This is a genomic window from Achromobacter sp. 413638 (assembly GCF_043119405.1).
In the GTDB taxonomy this organism is placed as follows: domain Bacteria; phylum Pseudomonadota; class Gammaproteobacteria; order Burkholderiales; family Burkholderiaceae_B; genus Achromobacter.
The window spans coordinates 17799-44537 of the sequence record NZ_JBICCO010000055.1 but is presented as its reverse complement, the minus strand read 5'-3'; the positions used below and the strand labels follow the sequence as shown (position 1 = coordinate 44537).

Below are 26739 nucleotides of genomic sequence, written 5' to 3'. Positions count from 1 at the left end.
CCCCACCTCCAGGCGCGCCAGCGCGGGCCCGAGGTCGGCAGCCCGGCCGGCGCGCTGCCGGCGCTGTTGCCGCCCGCCACCAACAGCGCCTACGCGCCGCGCATGGATCCCGTGCCGGCCGTGGGCGAAAACACCGACGCGGTGCTAGCATCATTGGGGTACGCGCCCGACGAGGTGGCGCGACTGCACGCCGCGGAGGTCGTATGACCCATCCCATCGTTCGTACCGCGCTGTTCGTGCCGGCTTCCCGGCCCGAGCGCATCCCCAAGGCGCTGGCCAGCGGCGCGGACGCCGTGATCGTGGACCTGGAAGACGCCGTCGAGCATCTGGCCAAGGACAGCGCGCGCGAAGCGCTGTGCGACTTCCTGGGCACGCATCCTCAGGCGCGCCTGTGGGTGCGCATCAACGACGCCGCCACGCCCTGGCACGAGGACGATCTCAAGGCGCTGCGCGGCAAGGCCGGCGTGACCGCCATCCTGCTGCCCAAGGCCGAAAGCCTGGCGCAGGCGCGTCATGCGGCACAGACGGGGCTGCCGGTCATTCCCATCATCGAAACGGCGCGCGGCGTGCTCAATCTTGCGGAAGTCGCGGCCACGCCCGGGGTGGCGCGGCTGGCCTTTGGCAGCCTGGATTACGCGCTGGACCTGGGGTTGTCGCCTGACTCGCCGGGCGCCGGGATCGTGCTCGACCATGCCCGCATCCAGGTGCTGTTGCAGACCCGCGCGGCCGGGTTGCCGCCGGCGCTGGACGGGGTGTTTCCCGGCGTGCAGGACACCGCCGGTCTGGCGCGCGCAGCGTCCAGGGCGCAGCAGATGGGCTTTGGCGGCATGCTCTGCATCCATCCGGCCCAGGTGCCGCTGATCCATCAGGCTTTCGCGCCGGCCGCGGCCGAGCTGGACTGGGCGCGGCGCGTGCTTGCCGCGCATCGCGATGGCGGGCCGGGCGCGTTCATGCTGGACGGGCGCATGGTGGACGCGCCGGTCATCGCCCGAGCGCGTCAGACGCTGGCGCAAGCGGGCGAGTCGGTTTAGCGCGAGGGCTTGCCGGCCACTCGGCGTGCGCATTTGGGGGGGGCGAGACCAGGAGGGGAGGCTGCGCGGCCTGGCGACCGGGAGCCGCGTCCCGACTTCGCGTATCCCGCCACCGCGCCTGGAACTAGAGCTAGGGGCCGCCCGGCGCGTCGCTGGGGGCGGGCCAGTCGCTGCTGGCGTGCGCGCCCCGGCTTTCCCGCCGCCGCGCCGCCGCGTCGACGATCAGGCCGCACACATCCAGCTGGTTGCGCAGCGCCAGCCAGCGGGCGTCCCGTCCGGGATCCGCATCGGGCGGCAACTCGTGGCGCCATGCCGCTATCCGCCCTGCCGCGTCGGCCAGCCCCTCATCGCTGCGGATGATGCCCGCTTGCTGCTGCATCAGGCGTCGCAGTGCAGCGCGTATCGTGTCGGGCGCGCCGGGCACTTCCGGGGCAGGCCGCGTGGCTGGGCGAGCAGGCAGTTGCGCCCGCGCCAGCGATGACGCCGCCAAGGCTCCCGCGTTTACTGCATCGCCCGATGCGGCGATGGCGCTTGCCGCCGCCCGTCCCATCACCACGCATTCCAGCAGCGAATTGCTGGCCAGCCGGTTGGCGCCATGCAGGCCGGTGCGCGCGACTTCGCCCACGGCGCGCAGACCGGCGATGCCAGTGGCGCCGTCCACGTCCGCGCGGACGCCACCGCAGGCATAGTGCGCGCAGGGCGCGACCGGCATGGGCTGCGTGGCGATGTCGATGCCATGCGCGGCGCACAGCGCCGTCACGGCGGGAAAATGCCGGTCCAGCCAGGCGCGCGGCCGGTGCGAGATGTCCAGGTGCACATAGGGCAGATCGAGACGCGACATCTCGGCCCAGATCGCGCGCGCCACGATGTCGCGCGGCGCCAGTTCCGCGCGCGGGTCGTGCGCGGGCATGAAGCGCTCGCCGCCCGGCAGGCGCAACACGGCGCCTTCGCCGCGCAGCGCCTCGGTCACCAGGCCGGCCGCGCGGCCATTCACCTGCAGCGCGGTGGGGTGGAACTGCACGAACTCCATGTCCGCCACCTGGCAGCCCGCGCGCCAGGCCATGGCCACGCCGTCGCCGGTCGCGGCATCTGGGTTGGTGGTCTGGGCATAGACCTGTCCCAGTCCGCCCGTCGCCAGCACCGTATGGCTGGCCAGCCAGGGCGTGATATCGCCGTCGCCGACGCGCACCCGTGCGCCGAGGCAGCGCCGGGTCGCGCCGGCATCGGCGGGTTCGGCCAGCAGCAGATCCAGCGCGGCCGCATGTTCGATCAGCCTGATGTTGGGTCGCGCGCGGCATTGCCGCAGCAGCGCGGCGTGCACGGCCCGCCCGGTGGCGTCGGCCGCGTGGGCGATGCGGCGCGCGCCGTGGCCGCCCTCGCGCGTCAGGTGCAGCGAGCGGCCATCCTCGTCCCGCGTGAAGGGCACGCCGAGCCCGAGCAGCCAGTCGATCGCCGCGGGGCCTTGCGCCAGGATGCGGCGCACGGCGTCGGCGTCGCACAGCCCGGCGCCGGCGACCAGCGTGTCCTGCACGTGCGCCTCGATGCTGTCGTCCGGCGCCTGCGCCGCCGCGATGCCGCCTTGCGCCCAGGCGCTGGCGCAATCGTCCGCCGGGCCCTTGCTCAGCATGGCCACGCGCAGATGCGGCGGCAGCGACAGGGCGGTGGCCATGCCGGCCAGGCCAGCGCCGATGACGAGCACGTCTGTCGATTCCGGATGCATGGACCTGTCCTCAGGCCGGGCCGAAGTGGCGGTACAGCGCGCCGTCGCGCGCGAAGTCGCCGCTGCTGCGCACCGGCTGGCGAGCCGCGGCGGCGAAATCCAGCATGCGTTCGATGGGCCGGCGCGCGGCCAGCGCGATGGCCGGATCCAGCGCGATTTCGCCTCGGCCCGAGGTCAGGGCCTGCTCCACGCCGTCCAGCGCGTTCATCGCCATCCAGGGACACAGCGCGCAGCTCTTGCAGGTCGCGCCATGGCCGGCGGTGGGCGCGGCCAGGAAGGTCTTGCCCGGATGGCGTTGCCGCATGTCGTGGAGGATGCCCTGGTCGGTGGCGACGATGAAGGTGTCGGCATCGAGCCGGCCGGCGGCGGCGATCAGCTGCGTCGTGGAGCCGACCACATCGGCCAGCGCGGCGACGCCGGCCGGCGATTCGGGATGGACCAGGATGGCCGCTTGCGGATGCTCGCGCGACAGCGCGGCCAATTCGTCGGCCTTGAACTCGTCATGCACCACGCAGGAGCCTTGCCACAGCAGCATGTCGGCGCCGGTCTGCGCCTGGATGTAGGCGCCCAGGTGGCGGTCGGGGGCCCACAGGATCTTTTCGCCGCGTGCGTGCAGGTGCGCCACGATGTCCTGTCCTACCGAGGACGTCACAACCCAGTCGGCCCGCGCCTTCACCGCGGCGCTGGTGTTGGCGTAGACCACCACGGTGCGGTCGGGATGGGCGTCGCAATAGCGGCTGAACGCGTCGGCGGGACAGCCCAGGTCCAGCGAGCAGGTGGCCTCGCCGTCCGGCATCAACACGCGCTTGCGCGGGCTGAGGATCTTGGCGGTCTCGCCCATGAAACGCACGCCGGCCACCACCAGGGTGGACGCGGGATGGTTGGCGCCGAAGCGCGCCATTTCCAGCGAATCGCCGACGCAGCCGCCGGTTTCGCGCGCCAGGTCCTGCAGCGGGCCATCCACGTAGTAGTGGGCGATCATCACCGCGTCGCGCTCACGCAGCAGGCGGCGCAGCCGGTCGGCGGCCTGGCGCTGCTGGTCGGGGCTTTGCGGCGCGGGCACGCGGGCCCAGGCCTGGCCAACGCCGCAGGCGCCGGCGGAAGTCGGGTGGTCGAACGCGACGGACTTGATGGACATGGCGGTCTCCGGTTCCGGAATGGGTTCGGGAAAATTATACTCATATTGAGTATTAAGAAAAGCGCCCGAAAGCGATGCCCGATTCCGCCGGTTCCAGACTTGCATCATGCCGGGCCGGCATCGCGACGGCGCGGGCGCGGGGAATGGCGTAGCATGGTGCGGCCCGAAGCAGGGTGGCTCGCGCGGGAGGCGACCCTTGCACGGGCGGCCAGCCTCCGCCAGGCGGGCCAGCGCCACGACCATCATCCCTTTGCAACGCGATCGCCGCCTCTTGGCGGCGCGACCTACAAGGCAGGAACATGAGCTGCACGTCCCTATTCATCGGACATACCTATATCGACGTCACCCTGCTGGCCGATCATTGGCCGACCGGGGACGAGAAGAGCGTGGCCAGCGACTACGCGGTGTCCTTCGGCGGCAATGCCGTGACGGCGGCTTTCGCCTGCGCCAAGCTGGGCTCCGCGCCCGATCTGATCTGCTCCATGGCGCCGGACTGGCTGGGCCACATGTATGCCGACATGGCGGCGGCCCACGGCGTGGCGCTGCACACGCGCCAGGTGCGCCGGTCCTCGCTGTCCTGCATCATGCCCAACCACGGCAAGCGCGCCATCGTGCGCGCCCGCGATGCCGACTATCTGAACGATTTCCCCCGCCTGGACATCAACGGCTACCGCGCGCTGCACCTGGACGGCCATCAGCCCGACGCGGCGCTGCACTACGCGCGCGCCTTCCGCCAGGCCGGCATCCTGACCTCGCTGGACGGCGGCGGCGTGCGCGAGAACACCGACGAGCTGTTGCGCTACATCGACGTGGCCGTATGCGCCGAGCGCATGTGCGAGCAGATGGGACTGTCGCCGCAAGGCCTGCTGGAATTCCTGCAGGCCCGGGGTTGCCGCGTCGGCGCCGTCACGCTGGGCGAGCGCGGCATGCTCTGGTATGGCGAGGACGGCAGGATCCGCGAACTGGCTTCACTGGGTGTGCCGGCCGAGCGCATCGTGGACACTTCGGGCGCGGGCGACGTGTTCCACGGCGCCTATGTCTGGTCGTACCTGAATCGTCCTGAACTGCCGTGGTCGGAGCACTTCACGTTTGCCCGCGCGGCGTCGGCGCACAAGATCCAGCATCTGGGCAACGAGGCGGGACTGCCCGGCGTGGAAGATGTTGAACGCGCGATGATGGAATTCAAATAGAGGGTCCCCCCGAGCGCTGCGCGCCTCCCTCTTCAACAGGGCGCCGCTACGGACCGGCCGAGCCGGCACCGTGCGGCCTCGATTCGGGAGGCCGGTGTGGGGCCGGGCGTGGTGCCTGGCCTGGATGTCGGGATGGGGAGGCGGTTGTCTCGCGGCGCCTTTACAGCGGGGAGATGGGCTGGTCGTGGATGTCGGCCAGCCAGTCGGCGGCCGGGCGGCCGGCGACGCGCAGGGTGGGGGCCAAGTCCAGCAGCGGACGCAGCACGAAGGCGCGCAGGTGCATGCGGGGATGGGGCAGGACCAGGCGCGGGTCTTCGAGGGACTGGTCGCCGTGGAGCAGCATGTCCAGGTCCAGCGTGCGCGGCGCGTTCCTGTAGGGGCGCTCGCGGCCGTGGCGCAGTTCCAGGGCCTGCAGCACGTCCAGCAGTTCCAGCGGCGCCAGCGTGGTGTCCAGCGCCGCGGCGGCGTTGACGAAGTCGGGGCCGGTGGCCTCGACCGGAGCGGTGCGGTAGAAGCGCGAGGCGGTCACGGCGGCGATGCCAGGCGTCTGGCGCAGTTCGTCCAGCACCGTCTTGAGGGTGGCCGCGCTGTCGCCCAGGTTGGCGCCGAGCGCGATATAGGCGCGCACGCGATCCGCGCTCATCGCTTACTCCGACGCCGAGCCGCTACGCGGCGAGCGGCGGGGACGGCGGCGGCGACGGTTGGCCGAGGTCGAGGCCGGCGCGTCGGCGGGATCGCGCGGCAGGCGCGACACTTCCTCGATCATTTCGCCGCGCAGGTCGTCGTCGGCATTGGCCAGGTCCATCCACCATTGCGCCAGCACGCTGTCGAACTCGCCGGCGGCGGCGCGCAGCTGCAGGAAATCGCAGGCGGCGCGGAAGCGCGGCTGTTCGATCATGCGGTAGATGGTCTTGCCCATGCGGCGCTCGAAGCGCGGCTGCATGAACCAGATTTCGCGCATGTCCGACGAGAAGCGGCGCTGGATGGCCAGCTTTTCGGTCTGCTCGTCCAGCACCGAGTCAGCGGCCTGCGACAGCGCCGGGATGGTGTGCTCGCCCTGGGCGCGCAACTGCTTCCAGCGCACCTCGACCTGTTGCCACAGCAGCGCGGCGAACAGGAAGCTGGGGCTGATGGTCTTGCCGGCGCGCACGCGGGCGTCGGTGCGTTCCAGCGCCAGCTCCACGAAGTGTTCGCCGCCGGGCTGTTCCAGCACCACGTCCAGCAGCGGCAGCAGACCCTTGTGCAGGCCGTCGGCGCGCAGCTGGCGCAGGCAGTCCATGGCATGGCCGCAGGTCAGCAGCTTGAGCATTTCGTCGAACAGGCGCGAGGCCGGCACGTTCTCGATCAGGTCCGCCATGGTGCCGATGGGCTGGCGCGTGGCCGGGTCGATGGTGCCGTTGAGCTTGGCGGCGAAGCGCACCGCGCGCAGCATGCGCACCGGGTCTTCGCGGTAGCGCTTGGCCGGGTCGCCGATCATGCGGATCTGGCGCTTCTTCAGGTCGGACACGCCGTGGTGGTAGTCGATGACTTCCTCGGTGTGCGGATCGTAGTAGAGCGCGTTCATGGTGAAGTCGCGGCGCGCCGCGTCCTCGGCCTGCGAGCCGAACACGTTGTCGCGCAGGATGCGGCCGTGCTCGTCGGTTTCCTGGTCTTCCGAGGCGGGCGCGCGGAAGGTGGAGGTCTCGATGATCTCCTGGCCGAACACCACGTGCACCAGCTGGAAGCGGCGGCCGATGATGCGGGCGCGGCGGAACAGCGGGCGGATCTGCTCGGGCGTGGCGTTGGTGGCCACGTCGAAGTCCTTGGGTTCCAGCCCGACGATCAGGTCGCGCACGGCGCCGCCGACGATATACGCGTCATAGCCGTGCTGGCGCAGCACCTCGCAGACCTTGATGGCATGGCGCGAGACGTTGCGGCGGTCGATGCCGTGCTTGTCGCGGGCGATGCGCAGCGGTCCGCGATTAGCGGGCGCGAACAGGCGGCCGACGAATTTTTTTATGGTTTCGGTAATCATCAGGGTTCAGGACTTGGAATCTTCCATGTGATCGAACAGATCGATCACGCGCCAGCCGCGTTCCTGGGCGATCTTGCGCAGGGCGGGGCTGGGGTTGGCGGCGACCGGCTGGCTCACCTTTTCGAGCAAGGGCACATCATTGACCGAATCGCTATAGAAAAACGATTCGGGGAAATCCGTAAGCGCCGTGCCCATGCCGGCCAGCCATTGGTCCACGCGCACCACCTTGCCTTCCTTGAAGCTGGGCGTGCCGTGGATGCGGCCGGTGTAGCGACCATGGCGGTATTCGGCGTCGGTGGCGATCAGGTGGGGGATGCCGAAAGCGCGGGCGATGGGAGCGGTGACGAAGCCGTTGGTGGCCGTGACCACCGCGCACAGGTCGCCGGCCTGCAGGTGCTCGTCGACCAGCGCGCGCGCGGCGGACGTGATCGACGGGCGGATCACTTCGGCCATGAAGGCCTCGTGCCAGGCGGCCAGCTCATAGGGCGGATGCGCGGCCAACAGGCCCAGCATGAATTCGGCCGCCTGTTCGGCGGTCAGCTCTCCCCGGTTGTAGCGCTCCATCAGCTCGTCGTTGCGGCGCCGGGCCTCGTCCGGATCGCCGGCGCGGCCGGTGCGCGCCAGGTAGTCGGCCCATTGATAGTCGCTGTCCAGCGGCAACAGGGTGTGGTCCAGGTCGAACAGGGCGAGACGTGGGGAGGTCATTTGGGTTGCGAGTCGGGGTCCGCGAGCATGGCGCGCAGCAGGGGCAGGGTGATGGGGCGGCCGTTGGCCAGGGAATAGCGGTCCAGCGCGTCGATCAGCGCTGCCAGCTTGCGGATGTCGCGCTCATGGTGCGTCAGCATCCAGTTGATGATCTCGGGCGCCAGGTGCATGCCGCGCTCGGCCGCCTGGGCGGACAGGGCGGCCAGCTTGTCGGCGTCGGACAGCGGATCCAGGCGGAACACCAGGTCCCAGCCCAGGCGGGTGCGCAGGTCCTCGCGCAGCGGCATCGACAGCGGGGCGCGGTCGCCGGCCACGGCCAGCGCGAAGGCGCGGCCGGTGGCGGCGGATTCGCGCCAGCGGTTGTACAGGGCGAACAGGCCGGCCTGCCGGTTGTCGTCCATGCGATGCACATCGTCCACCGCCACGAACTTCGGCATGGGCGACTTGGAGTCGGCGCCGGCCAGCACGCGCAGCATGTTCTCGCCGTTGGCGGCGTGGATGTAGACGGCGTCGGGGCGCGCGGTGAGCGCGCGCAGCAGATGGCTGCGGCCGCAGCCGGCCGAGCCCCATATGTAGAGCGCCCGGCCGGGGGCGAGCGTGCGCACCGCCGCGAGCGCTTCCCCGTTGGGGCCGGCGATGAAATTGTTCAGCGAAGGCGCTGGCGCAGGAAGAACGTCGAGCAGCAGCTGGCGGTTCATGGGAAGCTATTCAATCAGGCTTGCTTGCGGAGCGGTCCGGACATCCGGATCCGCGCCACGGGACTCGCGCGGGCTGCCCGGCTGCGGCCAGGCCGCGCGCCGTGTCGCCAGGCCCGTCGCCGGCGCCGCCAGGCCACGCTGGCGGCAGGATCCGGCAACGGATTCCCGCAGTAAAAATCAGGTCAAACAGAATGGGTCAAGAATCGGGTCAATCGGTTGACCAAAACGGCTGGCCAAAACCGATATCGGCCAACCCTACACTTTAAACCACCTGAGGGGCGGTGTCGCGCCAGTCCGCCGTTCAGGCCCTGGCTTCCGGCGGATTCCGGGCGTTTGGGGGGCGTCGGCACCGGCTTGTGGCCAGCTTCGGGCCGCGGCGTCGTAAAATACCGGGCAACCCACCCCAATTCCCAGCAATTGTTACATATCCCACGGCATTTCTCATGACGAATCAACCCTCCGCTCCCCTGACCTACCGCGACGCTGGCGTCGATATCGATGCGGGCGACGCCCTGGTCGACCGTATCAAGCCGCTCGCGGCCCGCACCATGCGTCCCGGGGTCCTGGCCGGTATCGGCGGCTTTGGCGCCCTGTTCGAAGTGCCGAAGCAGTTCAAGGAGCCGGTGCTGGTGTCGGGCACCGACGGCGTGGGCACCAAGCTGCGCCTGGCGTTCGAGTGGAACCGTCACGACACCGTGGGCATCGACCTGGTCGCCATGAGCGTCAACGACATCCTGGTGCAGGGCGCCGAGCCGCTGTTCTTCCTGGACTACTTCGCCTGCGGCAAGCTGTCCGTGGATACGGCGGCGTCCGTGGTGGGCGGCATCGCCAAGGGTTGCGAGCTGTCGGGATGCGCGCTGATCGGCGGTGAGACCGCCGAAATGCCCGGCATGTACCCGGACGGCGAATACGACCTGGCCGGCTTCGCGGTGGGCGCGGTGGAAAAGTCGGCCATCATCGACGGCAAGTCGATCAAGACCGGCGACGTGGTGCTGGGCCTGGCGTCCAGCGGCGCGCACTCCAACGGCTATTCGCTGGTCCGCAAGATTCTCGAGCGTGCCAACGCCCGTCCCGACCAGGACTTCCATGGCCAGCCGCTGGTCGACGTGGTCATGGCGCCTACCCGCATCTACGTCAAGCAGGTGCTGGCCGCGCTGGCCAAGCACGGCACCGCCATCAAGGGCCTGGCTCACATCACCGGCGGCGGCCTGCTGGACAACGTGCCGCGCATCCTGCAGCCCGGCCTGTCGGCCAAGCTGCACCGCGACGGCTGGGAAATGCCCAAGCTGTTCCAGTGGCTGCAGCAGCAGGGCGGCGTGGAAGACACCGAAATGCACCGCGTCTTCAACTGCGGCATCGGCATGGTGCTGGTGGTGGACGCCGCCCAGGCCGACGCCATCGCCGCGACCCTGCGCGAGCAGGGCGAGACCGTCAACCGCATCGGCGAGATCGTCGAGCAGCAGGACGGCATGGCGCAGACTTTCGTGGTCTGAGCGTGACCGGCCGTTGAACGGTCGGCAGGAAAAAGCCCGCTACGGCGGGCTTTTTCATTTTGGGAGGCAGACGGAGGGCGACGCGTCTGTGATGGGGAGCAGGCCCCGTGGACGTGTCAGGCGCGTTCGCCCAGCGCGGCGGCCACCGCGTCGATCGTGCGCGCCACCGCGTCCCGCGCCAGGCAATCGACGATGACACGCTCAGGCTGCGCCCGCAGCCAGGTGATCTGGCGCTTGGCCAGCTGGCGCGTGGCGGCGATGCCTTGCTCGCGCGCGCCGGCCAGGTCGATCTCGCCGTCCAGGTGCGCCCACATCTGGCGGTAGCCCACGCAGCGCACCGAGGGCAGGCCGGGATGCAGGTCGCCGCGCGCGCGCAGGGCGCGTACTTCATCGATCAGGCCTTGCGCCAGCATGGCGTCGAAGCGCTGTTCGATGCGCGCGTGCAGCGCGGCGCGGTCCGAGGGTTCCAGGCTGATCGTCAGGTACTGGTTGGCGTCCTCGTCCGGCTTGCGCTGCGCGCGCAGCAGCAGCGCGGACATGGGCTGGCCGGACAGGCGGCAGATTTCCAGCGCGCGCTGGATCCGCTGGCTGTCGTTGGGCGCCAGCCGCGCGGCGGTGATGGGGTCCAGCGTGGCCAGTTCGGCATGCAGCGCGGGCCAGCCTTCGCGGGCGGCGCGCGCTTCCAGTTCGGCGCGTAGCGCCGGGTCGGCCTGCGGCAGGTCGTCCAGCCCGTCGCGCAGCGCCTTGTAGTACATCATGGTGCCGCCGGCCAGCAGCGGTACGCGGCCGCGCGCGCGGATCTCGTCGATCAGGCGCAGCGCGTCGGCGCGGAATTCGGCCGCCGAGTACGACTGCGCGGGGTCCAGGATGTCCAGCAGATGCTGAGGCACGCGCGCCTGCTCGGCGGGCGAGGGTTTGGCGGTGCCGATGTCCATGCCTCGGTAGATCGTGGCCGAATCGACGTTGACGATCTCCATCGGCCAGCGTTCTGCCAGCGCCAGCGTGGACGCGCTCTTGCCGGCCGCGGTCGGGCCGGCCAGACAGATGACCGGCGGCAGGCCGGATGCGGAAGAAGAAGGCAAGGCTATTGTCCGCGCAGGAAGAGCTTGTCCAGGTCGGACACCGACCACTGCACCCAGGTCGGGCGGCCGTGGTTGCACTGATCCGCGCGTTCGGTGGCTTCCATCTGCCGCAGCAGCCCGTTCATCTCTTCGATGGTGAGCTTGCGGTTGGCGCGCACCGAGCCGTGGCAGGCCATGGTGGACAGCAGCTCGTTGCGCTGCTCGGTCAACAGGCGCGACACGCCCACGCCGCCCAGGTCGCGCAGCACGGCGCGGGCCAGCGTTTCGATGTCGCCGCGCGCCAGCATGGCGGGCACCGAGCGCACCGCGATCGAGGTGGGGCCGGACGGGCGCAACTCGAAGCCCAGCTCGGCGAGCTGTTCCTCGAATTCCTCGGCGACGGCCACGTCCTTTTCCTGGGCGTGGAACACCACTGGCACCAGCAGGTCCTGGCGCGGCAGGCTGCGCGCGTCCAGCGCCTGCTTGAGCTGTTCGTAGACCACGCGCTCATGGGCCGCGTGCATATCCACCAGCACCATGCCGCGCTTGTTCTGCGCCAGGATGTAGATGCCGTGGACCTGGGCCAGGGCCATGCCCAGCGGGTGTTCCTCGTCGGCGGGCAGGGCGGCCGAGTCGCGCAGCGGCGTCGTGCGCGGCGCGGCGTCTTCGTTCAGCGGACGGTACAGCGACTGCCAGTCGGCCGCCGGAATGCCGGCGGGTTCGGCGTGCAGGCGGAACGGCACCTGCGTATGCGGCCGTTGCGGCGCGGGCGAGGGACGCAGGCCGTAGGGCGCGGCGTTGCCGCTGCTGGTGTAGCCCGGGCGCGCGGATGACGGCTGCGAGGCGTGACCCGATGCGTGCATCCCGGATGCGGGCGTACCGGCGGCGGGCGTACCGGCGGCGGGCATGCCGGCGGCGGACGCGCCCGAGGCCGGCGCATGCCACGAGGCCCGCGAGGCATCCGCGTCCGGGGAGATGGATGCGTTCCGTGCGGCGTCCGTGGCGCTTGCGCCAGCGTCCTGCGCCGGCAGAGCGCCGGGTTCCGCGTCATGGGCTTGCGGCGTGACGGCGGACGCGCCGCCGGTCTGCGCCAGCGTCTGGCCGACCGCGTGCGAGACGAAGCGGTGCACGGCGCCGCTGTCGCGGAAGCGCACCTCATGCTTGGCGGGATGGACGTTGACGTCCACCGCGGCGGGATCGATGTCCAGGAACAGCACATAGGCCGGCTGGCGGTCGCCATGCAGCACGTCGGCGTAGGCGGCGCGCAGCGCGTGGCTGACCGTGCGGTCGCGCACGAAACGGCCGTTGACGTACAGGTATTGCCGGTCGGCGCGCGCGCGGGCCGCGGTCGGGCGGGTGATCATGCCGGCCAGGCTCACCGTGCCGACGGCATGCGACAGCAGCAGGCCGTGCTCGGCGAACTCCGCGCCCAGCACGTCGCGGATGCGCTGCGGCGGATCGGCGGGCAGCCATTGGCGCTGCGCGCGGTCGTGGTGGAACAGGCGGAACGCGATGTGCGGATGCGCCAGCGCGATGCGTTCCATCGCGTCCACGCAATGCCCGAATTCGGTGGCTTCCGAGCGCAGGAACTTGCGGCGCGCCGGCACCGCGTCGAACAGCTGGCGCACGTCCACGGTGGTGCCGGGCGGGCCCGAGGCGGGGCTGACCTGCAGGCTGCCGCCGTCGATCTGCCAGGCGTGCTCGCCGTCGCGCGTGCGCGAGATGATGGACACCTGCGCGACCGAGGCGATGGAGGCCAGCGCCTCGCCGCGAAATCCCATCGACGCCACCGATTCCAGTTCGGTCAGCGAGCGGATCTTGCTGGTGGCGTGGCGCGCCAGCGCCAGCGGCAGTTCCTCGGGCGGAATGCCGCCGCCATCGTCGGTCACGGCGATGCGGCGGATGCCGCCGCCTTCCAGCCGCACTTCGATGGCGCGCGCGCCGGCGTCGATCGCGTTCTCCAGCACTTCCTTGAGCACGGATGCCGGCCGCTCGATGACCTCGCCGGCCGCGATCTGACTGATCAGCAGGTCGGGCAGCGCGAGGATGGAACGGCGGTCGGTCGGGGGACGGGTATCGGGGGTGGCCATGGTGACGATTTTAGCCTCAGGACCGCCTGGGCTATAGTCGGTGACGGATTTCACTACCGCATGGCAGGATGGCGTCGATGCTGGATTTTTTCAATATGGTGTTGCATATCGACCAGACCTTGAGCGTCTGGGTCGACCAGTACGGCGCCTGGGTGTATCCCGTGCTGTTCCTGATCGTGTTCGCCGAGACCGGGCTGGTGGTGCTGCCCTTTCTGCCTGGCGATTCGCTGCTCTTCATCGCCGGGGCGCTGGGCGCGACGGGCAAGATCGATCCGGTCATGCTGTCGGTGCTGCTGCTGATCGCGGCGGTGACGGGCAATACCTTGAATTACACGATCGGCCGCTATATCGGTCCGCGCGTGTTCTCGATGAACCTGCGCTTCCTGGACCGGGGCGCGCTGATGCGCACGCATGCCTTCTATGAAAAGCACGGCGGCAAGACCATCGTGCTGTCGCGCTTCATCCCCGTGGTGAGGACTTTCGCGCCTTTCGTGGCCGGCGTGGCCGAGATGCCGTTCGGGCGCTTCCAGCTGTTCAACGTCGCCGGCGCGCTGGCCTGGGTGGGCGGTCTGGTGGCGGCCGGCTACTTCTTCGGCAACATTCCGTTCATCAAGGACCACCTGAACACCATCGTGCTGCTGGGCCTGGCCGCCGCCATCGTGCCGGTGGTCGGCGCGGGCCTGTTCAAGCTGATCCGTTCGCGCCGCCAATAGACGCGCCGCGCAAAAGAACAGGGCCATGCGCCGTCAGCGCATGGCCCTGTTCTTTTCAGGACGCGGGAATGGGACGTTCCGGTCAGCTCACATCGCCCAGCCTTGCCAGCGGAGGATTCGCGGTGAAGTAACGCTGGATCCCCGTCATCATGGCCTGCGCCAGCTTGTCCTGGTGCGAGGCGCTGCGCAGCAGCGCTTCTTCCTGCGGATTGCTGATGAAGGCCGTCTCGACCAGGATGGACGGAATGTCCGGCGCCTTGAGCACGGCGAAGCCGGCCTGTTCGACGCTGTTCTTGTGCAGCCGGTTGATCTTCTTGATCTCGTCCAGGAAGGAATTGCCCACCTTGAGCGAGTCGTTGATCTGCGCCGTGGTGGACAGATCCAGCAGCACCTTGGCGACCTGACGGTCGTGGCTGCCCAGGTTCACGCCCCCGATCAGGTCGGCCGCGTTTTCCTTGTCGGCCATCCAGCGCGCCTGCGCGCTGGTGGCGCCGCGCTGGGACAGCGCGAACACCGACGAACCGTTGGCGGACGGCTTGATCCAGGCGTCGGCGTGGATGGACACGAACAGGTCTGCGTGCGCGCGGCGCGCCTTCTGCACGCGCACGTGCAGCGGTACGAAGTAGTCGTCGTCGCGCGTCAGGTAGGCGCGCATGTTCGGCTGGCTGTCGATCAGCGCCTTGAGCCGGCGCGCGATGCGCAGCACCACGTCCTTCTCGCGCAGGCCGCTGCTGCCGATCGCGCCCGGATCCTCGCCGCCGTGGCCGGGGTCCAGCGCGATGGTCAGCATGCGCTGCTTGCCGCGTCCGGCGGAGGCGGGCGGCGGCTTGGGCGTCGGAATCGGCGCGGCGGGCTGCTGGCCGCGCGCCAGCGGCGGCTCGGGCGGCGGGTTGTTCTTGCTGCCTGGATTGCGCTGGATGTCTTCCAGGATGCGGGCCAGCGGATCGTCGACGTCGGGACCGCCCTGCTTGTTGATCACCGCGATCAGCGGATCCTGCGCGACCTTGGGATACAGGTCCAGCACCAGGCGGTACTGATAGTCGGCAACGGGCTTGAGCGTGAACACCTGCGGCGCCACCGCCTGCTTCAGGTCGAACACCATCCGCACCACGTTGGGCCGGTTCTGCGCCACGCGCAGGCTCTGGATATAGGGGTCGTCGGGCCGGACCTTGGACACCAGATCATTGAGGGCCGCATTGATGGTCAGGCCCTCGATGTCCACCACCAGGCGGTGGGGATTTTCCAGCGTGAATTGTTCCGCCTTGAGCTCGCTGTCCAGCTCCAGCGTGACGCGGGTGTATTCGTCGGCCGGCCAGGTCCGCACCGCGAGGATGGTGGCGGCCTGGGCCAGGCGTGGCAATACGGGGAGGACGAGCAGCGTGGCGGCGACGCTGATCAGGCGGCGTCGGGCGGCGCCTGCCTTGGGCAGGGCGCTGGCGGCGGGGGGACAATCGCGTTCAACCATGTTTGTCCTCGGGCGGTGTACGCGGTCAGGCTGGCGTCGCGTCCTTCGCCCGCGTAGGCGAGGGAAATCTGCAGGTCGGGCGGGGGCAAGAGACCCTCTGCCCGCTCCGGCCATTCGATCAAAACGACCGCATCGTCACGCAGTAAATCCCGGAATCCTGCGTCCAACCATTCGCGCGAATCACTAAATCTATAAAAATCAAGGTGATAGAAGTATAAGTTAGAAACTTTATAGGATTCAAGCAGCGCGTAGCTTGGGCTTTTGATCCGGCCCTTGATGCCGCATTCGCGCAACAGCGCGCGGGTGAAGGCCGTCTTGCCCGCACCCAGGTCGCCTTGCAGGTGAATCGCGCCGCCCGCCGGGATGCCGGCCTGGCCGGAAACCAGCGGCGCGAGCTGCCGCGCCAGCGATTCCGTGGCGGATTCGTCGGGCAGGTGCAGGGTCAGGCTGCTCAGGGGGACAGGCTTGGGCGCGGACATGGGACAGGGCCAGAGGTGGTAAAAAGCGGTACAGGGATATATCGAATGTCAGCGATTATAGGAATGCGGGTTTCTGCTAACCTATAACGTTATCCATAATTGATTGCTATTCTCAAATGCGTCGGGGTGAATCCGCCCGCGAACGACGCCGCTACGGAGCTGTACGCGCCATGAAGACCCGCATCGAAAAAGATACCTTCGGCCCCATCGAGGTCCCCCAGGACCACCTGTGGGGCGCCCAGACCCAGCGCTCGCTGCATTTCTTCGCGATCTCGACCGAGAAGATGCCCGCGCCGCTGGTCACCGCGATGGCGCAGCTCAAGCGCGCCGCCGCCAAGGTGAACGCCGACCTGGGCGAGCTGGATCCGAAGATCGCCGATGCCATCTCGCGCGCCGCCGACGAAGTGATCGCCGGCAAGTGGCCTGACGAATTCCCGCTGTCCGTGTGGCAGACCGGCTCGGGCACGCAGAGCAATATGAACATGAACGAGGTGCTGGCCAACCGCGCCTCCGAGCTGCTGGGCGGCGAGCGCGGCGAAGCGCGCAAGGTCCATCCGAACGACCACGTCAATCGCGGCCAATCGTCCAACGATACCTTCCCCACCGCCATGCACGTGGCCGCCGCCGTCCAGGTCGAGCACCATCTGCTGCCTTCGTTGAAGGCCTTGCGCGCCACGCTGGCCGCCAAGAGCGCCGAGTTCTACGACATCGTCAAGATCGGCCGCACCCACCTGCAGGACGCCACGCCGCTGACGCTGGGCCAGGAAATCTCGGGCTACGTGGCCCAGCTGGACCTGGCCGAGCAGCAGATCCGCGCCACGCTGCCGGGCCTGCACCAGCTGGCTATCGGCGGCACCGCCGTGGGCACGGGCCTGAACGCGCATCCGCAGTTCAGCGCCAAGGTCTCGGCCGATCTGGCGCACGCCACCGGCACGGCCTTCGTGTCGGCGCCCAACAAGTTCCAGGCCCTGGCCTCGCACGAAGCGCTGCTGTTCGCGCACGGCGCGCTGAAGTCGCTGGCCGCCGGCCTGATGAAGATCGCCAATGACGTGCGCTGGCTGGCCAGCGGTCCGCGTTCCGGCCTGGGCGAGATCAGCATTCCCGAGAACGAGCCGGGCAGCTCCATCATGCCGGGCAAGGTCAATCCGACGCAGTGCGAAGCCGTGACCATGCTGGCCGCGCAGGTGCTGGGCAACGACGTCGCCATCAACATCGGCGGCGCCAGCGGCAACTTCGAGCTCAACGTTTTCAAGCCCCTGGTCATCCACAACTTCCTGCAGTCGGTGCGCCTGTTGACCGACGGCATGGCCAGCTTCGACCAGCACTGCGCCCAGGGCATCGAGCCCAACCACGCGCGCATCGCCGAACTGGTCGACCGCTCGCTGATGCTGGTGACTGCGCTGAACCCGCACATCGGCTATGACAAGGCCGCGCAGATCGCCAAGAAGGCGCACAAGGAAGGGTTGTCGCTGAAGGAGTCGGCGCTGGCGCTGGGCTTCCTCAACGAGGAACAGTTCGCCCAGTGGGTGGTGCCGGCCGACATGACCAACGCCAAGAAGCCCTGAGGCCCAAGGCGCGGTCGACGCGCTCAGGCTGAAAGCACGAATGCCGCCCCGTCGGGGCGGCATTTTTTTGCGCGGACGCAGCAGGCGGAAGGTGCGCCGTTGCCAGGACAGCCGGCGCCACGACGCGCGTGGCGCGGGCGTCCGTTATCTTGCAATGGTTGGAAGGACTTGCCGCGATTATTGCGTCAGCATCAGCCACAGCGGAATGGTCAGCGCCGAGGCCAGCGTGCCCAGCGATAGCAGCAGTGCCACCATGCGCCCGTCGCCGCCCATGCGCATGGCCAGCACATAGGCGGCCGATGCCGTGGGCAGCGCGCCGAACAGCAGCAGCATGCGCGATTCCAGCGGTGGCATGCCCAGCAGATGCGCCACCAGCAAGGCCACCAGCGGCAGCGCGGCCAGCTTCACGGCCAGCATCCAGGCGATCAGCGCGCCATAGCCCTTGCCGCCTTCCCAGGCCAGGCTGGCGCCCACGCACAGAATGCCCAGCGCGATCGCCGCCGCGCCCAGCCGCGCCAGCACCGTGTCGACCGGGCCGGGCAGCTGCAGGCCCGCCAGGTTGCAGGCCAGGCCCGCCAGCGTCGAGACCACCAGCGGATTGCGCGCCAGCTCGCGCAGCAGGTTGGCGCCGCTGTGGCGCGCCAGGCCATAGACCGCGACCACGTTGGCCATGGGCACGGCGAAGCCGATGATCAGCGCCATGATGGTCTGCCCCTGCGCGCCGCCGACGCTGGCCGACAGCGCCAGGCCGATATAGGTGTTGAAGCGATAGCCGCATTGCGCGGCGGACGCCAGCCCGATCGACGAGGGTCGCAGCACCGGACCGGCCAGCCACGACAGCGCGACGCCGACAGCGATCATGGCGGCCGTGGCCTGCAGCAGCAGGGCGGCGTTGCCGGCGCTGATGGGGGTGCGCAGGATCGCCTGGAACAGCAGCGCGGGGAACAGCACGAAGTAGACGAGACGCTCGGCGCCGGCGAAGAATTCGCGCGAAAAGCCCAGCTTGTGGCGCAGCGCCCAGCCCAGCGCGACCAGCATGAAATCGGGGAAAACCAGCAGTGCGACCGACATGGGGAATGGCTTTTTTCGTTGCGCCGGCAGGGGATTTTCTGCCTAGGCGGGTGTAAGCATTTGCTGCTATTCTCCGACATTCTGGCGGGCGCGTGTTCCATCAGCAACGCATAATCAGCGCCGCACAACGCGGCGGCGCGCATAACTAAGCGCCCCCATCGCCAATCGTCGTCCGTCCACAGACGGCCGGCCCGCTACACAATCCGCACACAGGCGGATTCGCTATCTTGGAGGAAACACACCAATGAATAAAGCTCGCACCCTGGCCGTGGCCATCGCGCTGGCCACCGGCGCCGCCGGCACGCTGGGCGTCTCGGCCGCGCACGCCGCCGACAAGTATCCCAGCAAGGCCATCCGCGTCATCGTCCCGTTCGCCCCGGGCGGTTCCACCGACATCATCGCGCGCCTCGTGACGCAGCGCATGAGCCAGGAACTGGGTCAGCCCATGGTCGTGGAAAACAAGGGCGGCGCTGGCGGCGCCATCGGTGCATCCGAGGCCGCGCGCGCCGAGCCGGACGGCTACACGCTGTCGATCGCCACCGTGTCGACCATGGCCGTGAACCCGGCCTGCCGTCCGAACGACCTGCCCTACGATCCGATCAAGGACTTCCAGCCGGTCACCAACTTCGCCAACACGGCCAACGTGGTCGCCGTGAATCCGAAGTTCCCGGCCAAGGACTTCAAGGGCTTCCTGGAAGAGCTGAAGAAGAACCCCGGCAAGTATTCCTACGGCAGCTCGGGCACCTGCGGCGTGCTGCATCTGATGGGCGAGTCGTTCAAGATGGCCACGGGCACCGACATCGTGCACGTGCCGTACAAGGGCTCGGGCCCGGCCGTGGCCGACGCCGTCGGCGGCCAGATCGAAATCATCTTCGACAACCTGCCGTCCTCCATGCCGCAGATCCAGGCGGGCAAGCTGCGCGCCATGGCCATCGCGTGGCCGGGCAACATCGATGCCATCAAGGACGTGCCGACCTTCAAGGACGCCGGCTTCCCGGTGCTGAACCAGCCGGTCTGGTACGGCCTGCTGGCGCCCAAGGGCACGTCGATGGAAGTCGTGAACAAGCTGCGCGACGCCGCCGTCGTGGCGCTGAAGGACCCGAAGGTCATCAAGGCGCTGGACGACCAGGGCTCGGCGCCGTCGGGCAATACGCCGGAAGAGTTCGCCAAGGAAATCAAGGAACAGTACGACTGGGCGAAGGACGTCGTGAAGAAGCAGAACATCAAGCTGGACTGACGGCTTGACGCAGGGACCGGCCGGGCCGGTCCCGGGTTTGCACGGGCGCCCTGGGGCGCCCGTTTTCATTGCGGCCAGTCCTGGCGTCGCGATGGCGGCGCGCCCGCGATCAGGCTTCGGTCAGGCGCGCCAGCTGCGTGTCGCAGGCCGCGCGCAACCGTTCGATCAGGTCGCGGTGCAGGGCCGACATCGGGTCCTGGTTGCGCATCATGATGCTGATGGGCACGCGCAGCGCGGGTTCCAGTCGGCGCAGGTGCATGCCCGGCCGCAGCAGCGCACTGGCGGTGATGGCGTCGACGATCGCATCGCCGCAGCCGGCCTCCACCAGCGCGCAGGCCATGTAGTGCGTCTTCACCTGGATCGCGGGGTTCACCTCCACGCCTTGCGCGTCCAGCGCCAGCTGCAGCAGCGCACCGGCGGCGTCGCGCGCGTCCAGCACGATCAGCGCGTGGTCCGGCGGCAAGTCGGCCAGGCGCAGCGGACCCGTTCCCGGATCCAGGCTCAGGTGCACCAGTTCGGTCTGGCCCAGGCCGATGCGGGTCAGGCCGGGATAGTCATTGGTGTCGAAGGTGACGATGGCGTCCAGCTCGCGCGTCAGCAGCCCCTGGACCAGCTCGGCGCTATGGTAGGTATGCAGGTCGAAGGTGACGCCGGGATGCGCGTCGCGGCTGGCGCGCACCACGCCGGGCAACAGGCCCAGCCCCAGCGCCGGCGCGCTGCCCAGCCGCAGATGGCCGTGCGGCCGGTCGCGCAGGCTGGCCGCCAGCCGGCGCACGCTGTTCAGGTCCTGGTTCAGCCGCGCCACCTCGGGCGTCAGGATCTCGGCCTCGCGCGTGGCCACCAGCCTGCCCTTGACGCGCTCGAACAGCTTGAAACCCAGCTGGGCCTCGGCATGCGCCAGCAGCTTGCTGGCGGCGGGCTGGGAAATGTGCAGCGCGGCCGCGGCCTCGGTCAGTGAACCGGTGCGGCGGATGGCTTCGAAAATCTCGATGTGACGCAGGCGCATGACGCGAAAAGCGGGAAGAGCGGGCAGTGCCGGAACCGGGATTCTATGCCGGATGCCTGCAGGGCGCCCCGGCCGCGCCCTTGGCGGATTTGAATATCATTGGGGGCTGCCACGCCCACCGTTTCCAGCCGGAGTCCGCCATGCCCTTGCCCGTTCGCGCCGTTCTTGCCGCCGTCCTTATCGCCGCCGGCGTGTCAGCCCCGCCCGCCGCGTGGGCGCGCGGCCCGCAGGCGGCGGACCGGAATCCCGAGGCGGCGACGGGCTATGCCGAACGCGAGCTGGTGCGCGCGCCGCATTTCATGATGGTGTCGGCCAATCCCTGGGCCACGCGCGCGGGCGACGAAATGCTGCGGGCTGGCGGCAGCGCCGTGGATGCGGCCATCGCCGCGCAGCTGGTGCTGAACCTGGTCGAGCCGCAGTCCTCCGGCATCGGCGGCGGCGCTTTCCTGGTGCTGTACTCGGCGGGGCAAAAGCGCGTCCTGACCTACGATGCCCGTGAAACCGCGCCGGCGGCCGCTCGCCAGGACCGCTTCCTTGATGCCGACGGCAAGCCCTTGTCCTTCGCGCAGTCCGTCAACAACGGCATGGCCGTGGCCACGCCGGGACTGCTGCGCGGGCTGGAGCTGGCGCACAAGGAGCACGGCAAGCTGCCCTGGGCGGACCTGTTCGCGCCGGCCATCCGCCTGGCCGAGCAGGGCTTTCCGGTATCGCCTCGCTTGCACGCGCTGCTGGCCGGCAACAAGGCGCTGCCGAAGCAGCCGGCCGCCGCGGCCTATTTCTACGCGCCCGACGGCCAGCCCTGGCCGGTGGGGCATGTGCTGAAGAATCCCGAGTTCGCCCAAACGCTGCGCGAGATCGCGGCGCGCGGCGCCGACGCCTTCTACCGTGGCGCGATCGCGCGCGATATCGTCGCGGCCGTGCACGGTCACGCCAAGCCCGGCGATCTGAGTCTGGACGACCTGGCGGGCTATCAGGCCAAGCGTCGCGAGCCGGTCTGCGGCGCGTACCGGGGCTACGAGCTGTGCGGCATGGCGCCGCCCAGCAGCGGTCCGCTGGCGGTGTTGCAGATGCTGGGCGAGCTGGAGCAGTACCCCATGTCCCGCTACGCGCCCAATAGCGCGCAGGCCGTGCACTACTTCGCGGAGGCCGGCAGGCTGGCCTTCGCGGACCGCGATTTCTACGTGGCGGATCCCGACTTCGTGAAGGTGCCGGTGCGCGCGCTGCTCGATCCCGCCTATCTGCGCGCGCGCGGCGCGCTGATCCAGCCGGACCGCAGCATGAAGGTCGCGCTGCCCGGCGACCCCGAGGGCAAGCTGCTGGGCCTGGGCCGCGACGCGGCGCTGGAACAGCCGTCCACCAGTCACCTGGTGGCGGTCGACGCGCGCGGCGACGCGATCAGCATGACCACCACCATCGAGAACGAGTTCGGCAGCAAGATCTTCGTGCGCGGCTTCCTGCTTAACAACGAGATGACCGATTTCTCGTCGGCGTTCAAGGATCCCGAGGGCCGGCTTGTGGCCAACCGCATCGAACCGGGCAAGCGCCCGCGCAGCGCCATGGCGCCCATGATCGTGCTGCGCGACGGCAAGCCTTACATGGTGGTCGGCTCGCCGGGCGGCAGTGCCATCATCAACTACGTGGCCAAGACGCTGGTGGGCGTGCTGGATTGGGGCCTGGACATCCAGGCCGCGATCTCGCTGCCCAACATGGGCAGCCGCAACAAGGACACCGAGCTGGAAAAGGGCACGGCGCTGGAGGCGTTGGCGCCCGCGCTGGAAGCGATGGGGCATCCGCTGCGCATCACCGAGTTTCCCAGCGGCATCCACGGCATCGTGATCGGACCGGACGGCTTGCAGGGCGGCGCGGATCCGCGCCGCGAAGGCCTGGCGCAGGGCGGCTAGGCGCGCCGCGCACGCGGCCCTACGCCGTGTCGCCAGCTCGATCCGCTAGCCGGCCTCTGGTTCCAGGCCGCCCAGCGCCGGCGGCAGCCTGCGCAGCCTGGCGGGCGTGCGCGACAGCTTGATCGGCGAGCCCACGCCCCGGTAGTCGCCCTGTTCCAGCAGCATGCCGCGATGGCGGGTATGCGGATGGGCCAGGGCCTGGTCCACGGTCTGCACGGCGGCGGCGGGCACGCCCGCGCGCAGCAGCCGGTCCGCCAGCGCAGCGGCCTCGTGCGTCGCCAGCAGCGCCGACAGGGCGTCGCGCAAGGACTGGCGGTTGGCCAGCCGGTCGGCGTTGGCCGCGTAGCGCGGGTCTCGCGCCAGTTCGGGCGCGCCCAGCGCGGTGGCCAACTGCGCGAACTGGCGGTTGTTGCCCACGGCCAGGAAGATCGGGCCGCTGGCGGTGGGCAGCGTTTCATAGGGCGCGATGTTGGGATGCGCATTGCCGCTGCGGGCCGGCGCCTTGCCGCTGTAGAAATAGTTGGGCGCGTGCGGGTGCAGCAGCGACAGCGCGCAGTCGTACAGCGTGATGTCCAGGAACTGCCCCAGGCCGCTGCGCGCGCGCTCGTTCAGCGCCAGCAGCACCGCCACGGCCGCGTTCAGGCCGGTGACCATGTCCACCACGGGCAGGCCGACGCGGGTGGCTTCGCCATCGGCCTCGCCATTCACGCTCATCAGGCCGCACATGGCCTGGGCGCAGGCGTCGTAGCCCGGCAGGCCGCCCAGCGGCCCGTCGGCGCCGAAGCCGCTGACGCGGCAATGGATCAGCTTCGGGAACGCCTGGCTCAGCGTCTCGTAGCCCAAGCCCCATTTCTCCAGCGTGCCGGGCTTGAAGTTCTCGACCAGCACGTCGGCGTCGGCCAGCAGCGCGCGCAGCAGCTCCTGGCCCGCCGGCAGCGACAGATCCAGCGCCATGCCGCGCTTGTTGCGGTTCACGCCGATGAAGTAGGACGCCGTCTCGCCCAGGAACGGCGGCCCCCAGCCCCGAGTTTCGTCGCCGCCCGGCGGCTCGATCTTGAGCACGTCGGCGCCGTGGTCGGCAAGAATCTGCGTGCAATACGGACCGCCCAGCACGCGGGACAGGTCGATCACCGTGCAGCCGGCAAGCGCGCCGGCGTCGGAAAGCTTGGGGAACATAGGTACTCGCTGGTTCGTGGTCAGTGTTGCTTCCCTGGGGAGCAGATGCGTCATGCGCCTGCCGCCACACCCCCGGCGCTCCGCACCCAACGGCTGTCCCAAGATCGGGGCAGCGCGGATCCGGCTCCGCCGGTCCGCAGCTGCGCCCCCTGGGGGGAAGCGCGCAGCGCTCGGGGGGGCTCAATCTATAGAGACGTTGGCGCTTTTGATCAGCGCGCGCCATTTGGGCACTTCCTCGGCGATGAAGCCCGTCAGCGCGGCCGGACTCTGGTCCTGCGCCGCAACGATGCCCTGGCTTTGCAGCGCCTGTTTCACGTCGGGGTCCGCCAGCGCCGCGCGGAACGCCTGGTTGAGCTGGTTCACCGTCGCGGCCGGCGTGTCCTTGGGCGCCACGATGCCGAAGAACACGCTGACGTCATAGCCATTCAGCCCCTGTTCCGAAATGGTGGGCAGGTCGGGCAGCGCGTCCGAGCGCTGCGCGCTGGCCAGGCCGATGGCGCGCAGCTTGCCGGCCTTGATGTGGGGCAGCGCCGTCAGGATGTCGGTGAAGGACATGGATACCTGGCCGCCAAGCAGGTCGTTCAGCGCCGGGCCGGTGCCCTTGTACGGGATGTGCATGATCTGCGTGCCGGCCATCTGGTTGAACAGGATGCCGGCCAGGTGCGAGGACGCGCCATTGCCCGACGAGGCGTAGCTGAGCTTGTCCGGGTGCTGCTTGGCGTAGGCGATCAGCTCCTGCACGTTGGTCGCCGGCACCGAGGGGTGGACCACCAGGATGTTGGGCAGGTGGCCGATGCGGATGACGGGCGCGAAGCTTTTCTCGGGGTCATAGCCCTGGTTCTTGTACAGGCTGATGTTGATCGCCAGCGGGCCGGAGGTGCCGAACAGGATGGTGTAGCCGTCGGGCTTGGCGTGCGCCACATATTCCGAGCCGATGTTGCCGCCGGCGCCGGCGCGGTTCTCGACGATGACGTTCTGGTTCAGCGGCTGCCTGAGCTTTTCGGCCAGGCGGCGCGCCATCGCGTCGGTCGGGCCGCCGGGCGGGAAGGGCACGACCAGCGTGACGGGACGCGTGGGGTAGGCGTCGGCGGCGGACGCTGGCGCGGCGGCGGTGAGCGTGGCGGTGGCCAGCAGCAGCGGGATGAGCAGGCGTTTCATGGTTGTCTCCATTGTGGTGGCGCGCCGGCTGTGCCGCCGGCGTCGTGGGCGCGCGGTGCTACAGCGCGTATTGCAGGATGGCGGCGCAGTCGGCGCTTTCGTTCGCGGGCGCCGAATACGGGTCGCGCGCGGCCAGGCGATGCCGCAACACCAGGTCGGCCAGGACCGCGCGCGTTTCCAGGCCCGGCTCGCGGGCTTCCCGGCGCAGGGCGGCGATGGACACGGCGTGATACAGCAGCGTCGCCGCCTGCCGCGCCAGTTCCGCGCGGTTGCCCTCGGCCGCCATGGCGGCGAACGCGAAGCTGCGCTCGATGGCGTCCTGCTGCGTGGCGGCCAGCGCGTCCGTGCAAGGCACGCCTTCGGCCAGCAGCTGGTCGACGTGGCGACGCAGGGCCGGCAGCGAGTTTTCGCGGTTGATGGCGCGCAGCACGTCCAGCGCGACGATGTTGCTGGTGCCTTCCCAGATCGAGCCCAGGTGTGCGTCGCGCACCAGGCGCGGCTCGGTCCATTCCTCGATGTAGCCGCAACCGCCGCGTACCTCCATCGCGTCGCCGGTGACCTTGCGCGCATCACGGCAGGCGCGGAACTTGATCAGCGGCGTCAGGATGCGCGCCAGCGCCGGGTCCGCGCGGCCCTGGTCGGCCTCGGCCAGCGCGCGCGCCGTCTGGAACATCACGCTGCGGGCCTGTTCGGCCCAGACCGTCATCTTGGCCAGCTGGCGGCGCATCAGCGGCATGTCGATCAGGCGCTGGCCGAAGGCGCGGCGCTGCTGCGAGAAGTAGACCGCCTCGGTGACGGCGCGGCGCATCAGGCCGGCCGCGCGCATGCCATTGGACAGGCGCGAGTTGTTGATCATGTCGGCCATCTGCTTGAAGCCACGGCCGCGCTCGCCCACCAGCCAGGCGGTGGCGCCTTCCAGGCGGATCTCGCCGCTGGCCATTGAGCGGGTGCCGAGCTTGTCCTTCAACCGCAGGATGCGGTAGCGGTTGCGGCTGCCGTCGTCCAGCTCGCGCGGCAGCAGGAACAGCGACACGCCCTTCAGGCCGGGCTGCGTCTCGCTGCGCGCCAGCACCATGGCGAAGCCGGCGTCGGGGTTGGAGCAGAACCACTTGTCGCCGCTAAGACGCCAGCTGCCGTCCGGCCGCGCCTCGGCCACGACCTCGGTGGCGCTGACATCGGAGCCCGCGCCCTGCTCGGTCATGAACATGGCGCCCTGGCGCAGGCTGTCGAAGTCCAGGCTCGTGACCTGCGGCAGCACCTTGTCGACGAGTTCCGGCGCGCCGAACTTGCGCAGCGTGCGCGCCAGCGAATCGGTCATGCTGACCGGGCAGCACAGGCCGAACTCGGCCTGCACGAACAGATGGCTGAGCGCGTACTTGGCCGCCGCCGGCATGGGCTCGGGCCAGCCCAGCGCGCCGCCGCGATGCGACAGCGCGGCCAGGCCGAATTCGCTGTAGGCCAGGCGCTCCAGCTCGACGTAGGCCGGGTGCTTGTCGATGCGGGATTCGTCGGCCCCGGCGCGGTTGCGCACCGACAGCGTGGGCGGATGCCTGTCGGCGTCGGCGGCCAGCTCGTCCATGCGGCCGCCGGCCAGCGCGCCCAGCCGGTCCAGGTGCGGCAGCAGGTGCGCGTGCAGCGCCGCAGGCAGGTACAGGCGGCTGAGCGCGGCCGCGTAGGGATCGGCGCGAAACAGGTTCAGGCCGCGCGAATCGGGCACGGGCGTGGCGGCGGTCGGCGGGGCAGGCATGGCGGTGTCCTTGGGGCGGTCCTGGGCAGCGGAGGGATGCTGCATGGTGCGCGGCTGGATTAATCTATGCAAATACTTGAT

The 26739-nt window shown here is 69.6% G+C and carries 22 protein-coding genes and 1 pseudogene; 8 read left to right on the top strand and 15 right to left on the bottom strand.

The window, feature by feature from the left end:
• Positions 1 to 207: pseudogene (locus ACEU5R_RS20760) on the top strand (CoA transferase); the annotation flags it as partial.
• Entirely contained in the window at positions 204 to 1031 is an 828-nt protein-coding gene (locus tag ACEU5R_RS20755) for an HpcH/HpaI aldolase/citrate lyase family protein (protein WP_392411459.1), read from the top strand. The pseudogene ACEU5R_RS20760 and the gene ACEU5R_RS20755, both read left to right, overlap by 4 nt.
• Before the next feature lie 130 nt (positions 1032 to 1161).
• Here ACEU5R_RS20755 and nadB read toward each other — a convergent pair whose 3' ends face one another.
• Both nadB and nadA read right to left on the bottom strand, forming a co-directional pair.
• Positions 1162 to 2751: an L-aspartate oxidase gene (gene nadB / locus ACEU5R_RS20750; RefSeq protein WP_392411458.1), complete on the bottom strand. Its 1590-nt coding sequence runs from the start codon at positions 2749 to 2751 to the stop codon at positions 1162 to 1164.
• 10 nt (positions 2752 to 2761) lie between these two features.
• Positions 2762 to 3889, bottom strand: a complete 1128-nt coding sequence (nadA, locus tag ACEU5R_RS20745; RefSeq protein WP_103272573.1) for a quinolinate synthase NadA — start codon at positions 3887 to 3889, stop codon at positions 2762 to 2764.
• A gap of 299 nt (positions 3890 to 4188) precedes the next feature.
• Here nadA and ACEU5R_RS20740 point away from each other — a divergent pair, with 299 nt between their 5' ends.
• Entirely contained in the window at positions 4189 to 5079 is an 891-nt protein-coding gene (locus ACEU5R_RS20740; RefSeq protein ID WP_392411457.1) for a sugar kinase, read from the top strand.
• A 160-nt stretch (positions 5080 to 5239) separates the two neighbouring features.
• On the opposite strand, the gene ACEU5R_RS20735 is transcribed toward ACEU5R_RS20740, so the two are convergent.
• Genes ACEU5R_RS20735 through hda form a run of 4 tightly spaced genes read right to left on the bottom strand, consistent with a single transcriptional unit; the run spans position 5240 to position 8496 of the window.
• Positions 5240 to 5722 carry a 2-amino-4-hydroxy-6-hydroxymethyldihydropteridine diphosphokinase gene (locus tag ACEU5R_RS20735; RefSeq protein WP_392411455.1) on the bottom strand — a complete coding sequence of 161 codons (483 nt, stop codon included), beginning with the start codon at positions 5720 to 5722 and terminating at the stop codon, positions 5240 to 5242.
• Positions 5723 to 5725: 3 nt separating this feature from the next.
• Positions 5726 to 7093 (bottom strand): polynucleotide adenylyltransferase PcnB, encoded by a 1368-nt coding sequence (gene pcnB / locus ACEU5R_RS20730; RefSeq protein WP_103272576.1) that lies wholly within the window; start codon positions 7091 to 7093, stop codon positions 5726 to 5728.
• 6 nt (positions 7094 to 7099) lie between these two features.
• Positions 7100 to 7798 (bottom strand): HAD family phosphatase, encoded by a 699-nt coding sequence (locus ACEU5R_RS20725; RefSeq protein ID WP_103272577.1) that lies wholly within the window; start codon positions 7796 to 7798, stop codon positions 7100 to 7102.
• Positions 7795 to 8496, bottom strand: coding sequence for a DnaA regulatory inactivator Hda (hda, locus tag ACEU5R_RS20720; protein WP_103272578.1), 702 nt, complete (start codon positions 8494 to 8496; stop codon positions 7795 to 7797). Before hda ends, ACEU5R_RS20725 begins: the two co-directional genes overlap by 4 nt.
• 443 nt (positions 8497 to 8939) lie before the next feature.
• Here hda and purM point away from each other — a divergent pair, with 443 nt between their 5' ends.
• Positions 8940 to 9989, top strand: coding sequence for a phosphoribosylformylglycinamidine cyclo-ligase (gene purM / locus ACEU5R_RS20715; protein WP_103272579.1), 1050 nt, complete (start codon positions 8940 to 8942; stop codon positions 9987 to 9989).
• 116 nt (positions 9990 to 10105) lie between these two features.
• Here the strand turns inward: purM and miaA are convergent, their stop codons facing one another.
• Positions 10106 to 11071 carry a tRNA (adenosine(37)-N6)-dimethylallyltransferase MiaA gene (gene miaA, locus ACEU5R_RS20710; RefSeq protein WP_392411453.1) on the bottom strand — a complete coding sequence of 322 codons (966 nt, stop codon included), beginning with the start codon at positions 11069 to 11071 and terminating at the stop codon, positions 10106 to 10108.
• A 2-nt stretch (positions 11072 to 11073) separates the two neighbouring features.
• On the bottom strand, positions 11074 to 13140 hold the full coding sequence (gene mutL, locus ACEU5R_RS20705) for a DNA mismatch repair endonuclease MutL (protein ID WP_392411452.1): 2067 nt from the start codon (positions 13138 to 13140) through the stop codon (positions 11074 to 11076).
• A gap of 77 nt (positions 13141 to 13217) precedes the next feature.
• Between mutL and ACEU5R_RS20700 the strand changes: the two genes are divergently transcribed.
• Positions 13218 to 13853, top strand: coding sequence for a VTT domain-containing protein (locus ACEU5R_RS20700; protein ID WP_103272581.1), 636 nt, complete (start codon positions 13218 to 13220; stop codon positions 13851 to 13853).
• Between the two features lie 82 nt (positions 13854 to 13935).
• On the opposite strand, the gene ACEU5R_RS20695 is transcribed toward ACEU5R_RS20700, so the two are convergent.
• Complete coding sequence (locus ACEU5R_RS20695; RefSeq protein WP_158658328.1) at positions 13936 to 15318, bottom strand: N-acetylmuramoyl-L-alanine amidase; 1383 nt, start codon at positions 15316 to 15318, stop codon at positions 13936 to 13938.
• Complete coding sequence (tsaE, locus tag ACEU5R_RS20690; protein ID WP_392411451.1) at positions 15249 to 15797, bottom strand: tRNA (adenosine(37)-N6)-threonylcarbamoyltransferase complex ATPase subunit type 1 TsaE; 549 nt, start codon at positions 15795 to 15797, stop codon at positions 15249 to 15251. The genes ACEU5R_RS20695 and tsaE overlap by 70 nt, the downstream gene beginning before the upstream one ends.
• A 170-nt stretch (positions 15798 to 15967) precedes the next feature.
• Here tsaE and fumC point away from each other — a divergent pair, with 170 nt between their 5' ends.
• Positions 15968 to 17362 (top strand): class II fumarate hydratase, encoded by a 1395-nt coding sequence (gene fumC, locus ACEU5R_RS20685; RefSeq protein WP_103272583.1) that lies wholly within the window; start codon positions 15968 to 15970, stop codon positions 17360 to 17362.
• A 177-nt stretch (positions 17363 to 17539) separates the two neighbouring features.
• On the opposite strand, the gene ACEU5R_RS20680 is transcribed toward fumC, so the two are convergent.
• On the bottom strand, positions 17540 to 18433 hold the full coding sequence (locus ACEU5R_RS20680; protein ID WP_103272584.1) for an AEC family transporter: 894 nt from the start codon (positions 18431 to 18433) through the stop codon (positions 17540 to 17542).
• 244 nt (positions 18434 to 18677) lie between these two features.
• On the opposite strand from ACEU5R_RS20680, the gene ACEU5R_RS20675 reads away from it, so the two are divergent.
• Positions 18678 to 19670, top strand: coding sequence for a tripartite tricarboxylate transporter substrate binding protein BugE (locus tag ACEU5R_RS20675; protein ID WP_103272585.1), 993 nt, complete (start codon positions 18678 to 18680; stop codon positions 19668 to 19670).
• Positions 19671 to 19779: 109 nt separating this feature from the next.
• Here the strand turns inward: ACEU5R_RS20675 and ACEU5R_RS20670 are convergent, their stop codons facing one another.
• A complete protein-coding gene (locus ACEU5R_RS20670) occupies positions 19780 to 20676 on the bottom strand; it encodes a LysR family transcriptional regulator (RefSeq protein WP_103272586.1) in 897 nt (298 codons plus the stop codon).
• Between the two features lie 146 nt (positions 20677 to 20822).
• Between ACEU5R_RS20670 and ggt the strand changes: the two genes are divergently transcribed.
• On the top strand, positions 20823 to 22577 hold the full coding sequence (gene ggt, locus ACEU5R_RS20665; RefSeq protein WP_392411462.1) for a gamma-glutamyltransferase: 1755 nt from the start codon (positions 20823 to 20825) through the stop codon (positions 22575 to 22577).
• 45 nt (positions 22578 to 22622) lie between these two features.
• On the opposite strand, the gene ACEU5R_RS20660 is transcribed toward ggt, so the two are convergent.
• The 3 genes from ACEU5R_RS20660 to ACEU5R_RS20650 all read right to left on the bottom strand — a co-directional run bounded on the left by ACEU5R_RS20660 (position 22623) and on the right by ACEU5R_RS20650 (position 26658).
• Positions 22623 to 23753, bottom strand: coding sequence for a CaiB/BaiF CoA transferase family protein (locus tag ACEU5R_RS20660; RefSeq protein WP_392411461.1), 1131 nt, complete (start codon positions 23751 to 23753; stop codon positions 22623 to 22625).
• A 180-nt stretch (positions 23754 to 23933) separates the two neighbouring features.
• Positions 23934 to 24911 carry a Bug family tripartite tricarboxylate transporter substrate binding protein gene (locus ACEU5R_RS20655; RefSeq protein WP_392411450.1) on the bottom strand — a complete coding sequence of 326 codons (978 nt, stop codon included), beginning with the start codon at positions 24909 to 24911 and terminating at the stop codon, positions 23934 to 23936.
• Positions 24912 to 24969: 58 nt separating this feature from the next.
• Complete coding sequence (locus ACEU5R_RS20650) at positions 24970 to 26658, bottom strand: acyl-CoA dehydrogenase family protein (protein WP_392411460.1); 1689 nt, start codon at positions 26656 to 26658, stop codon at positions 24970 to 24972.
• Positions 26659 to 26739 lie beyond the last annotated feature (81 nt).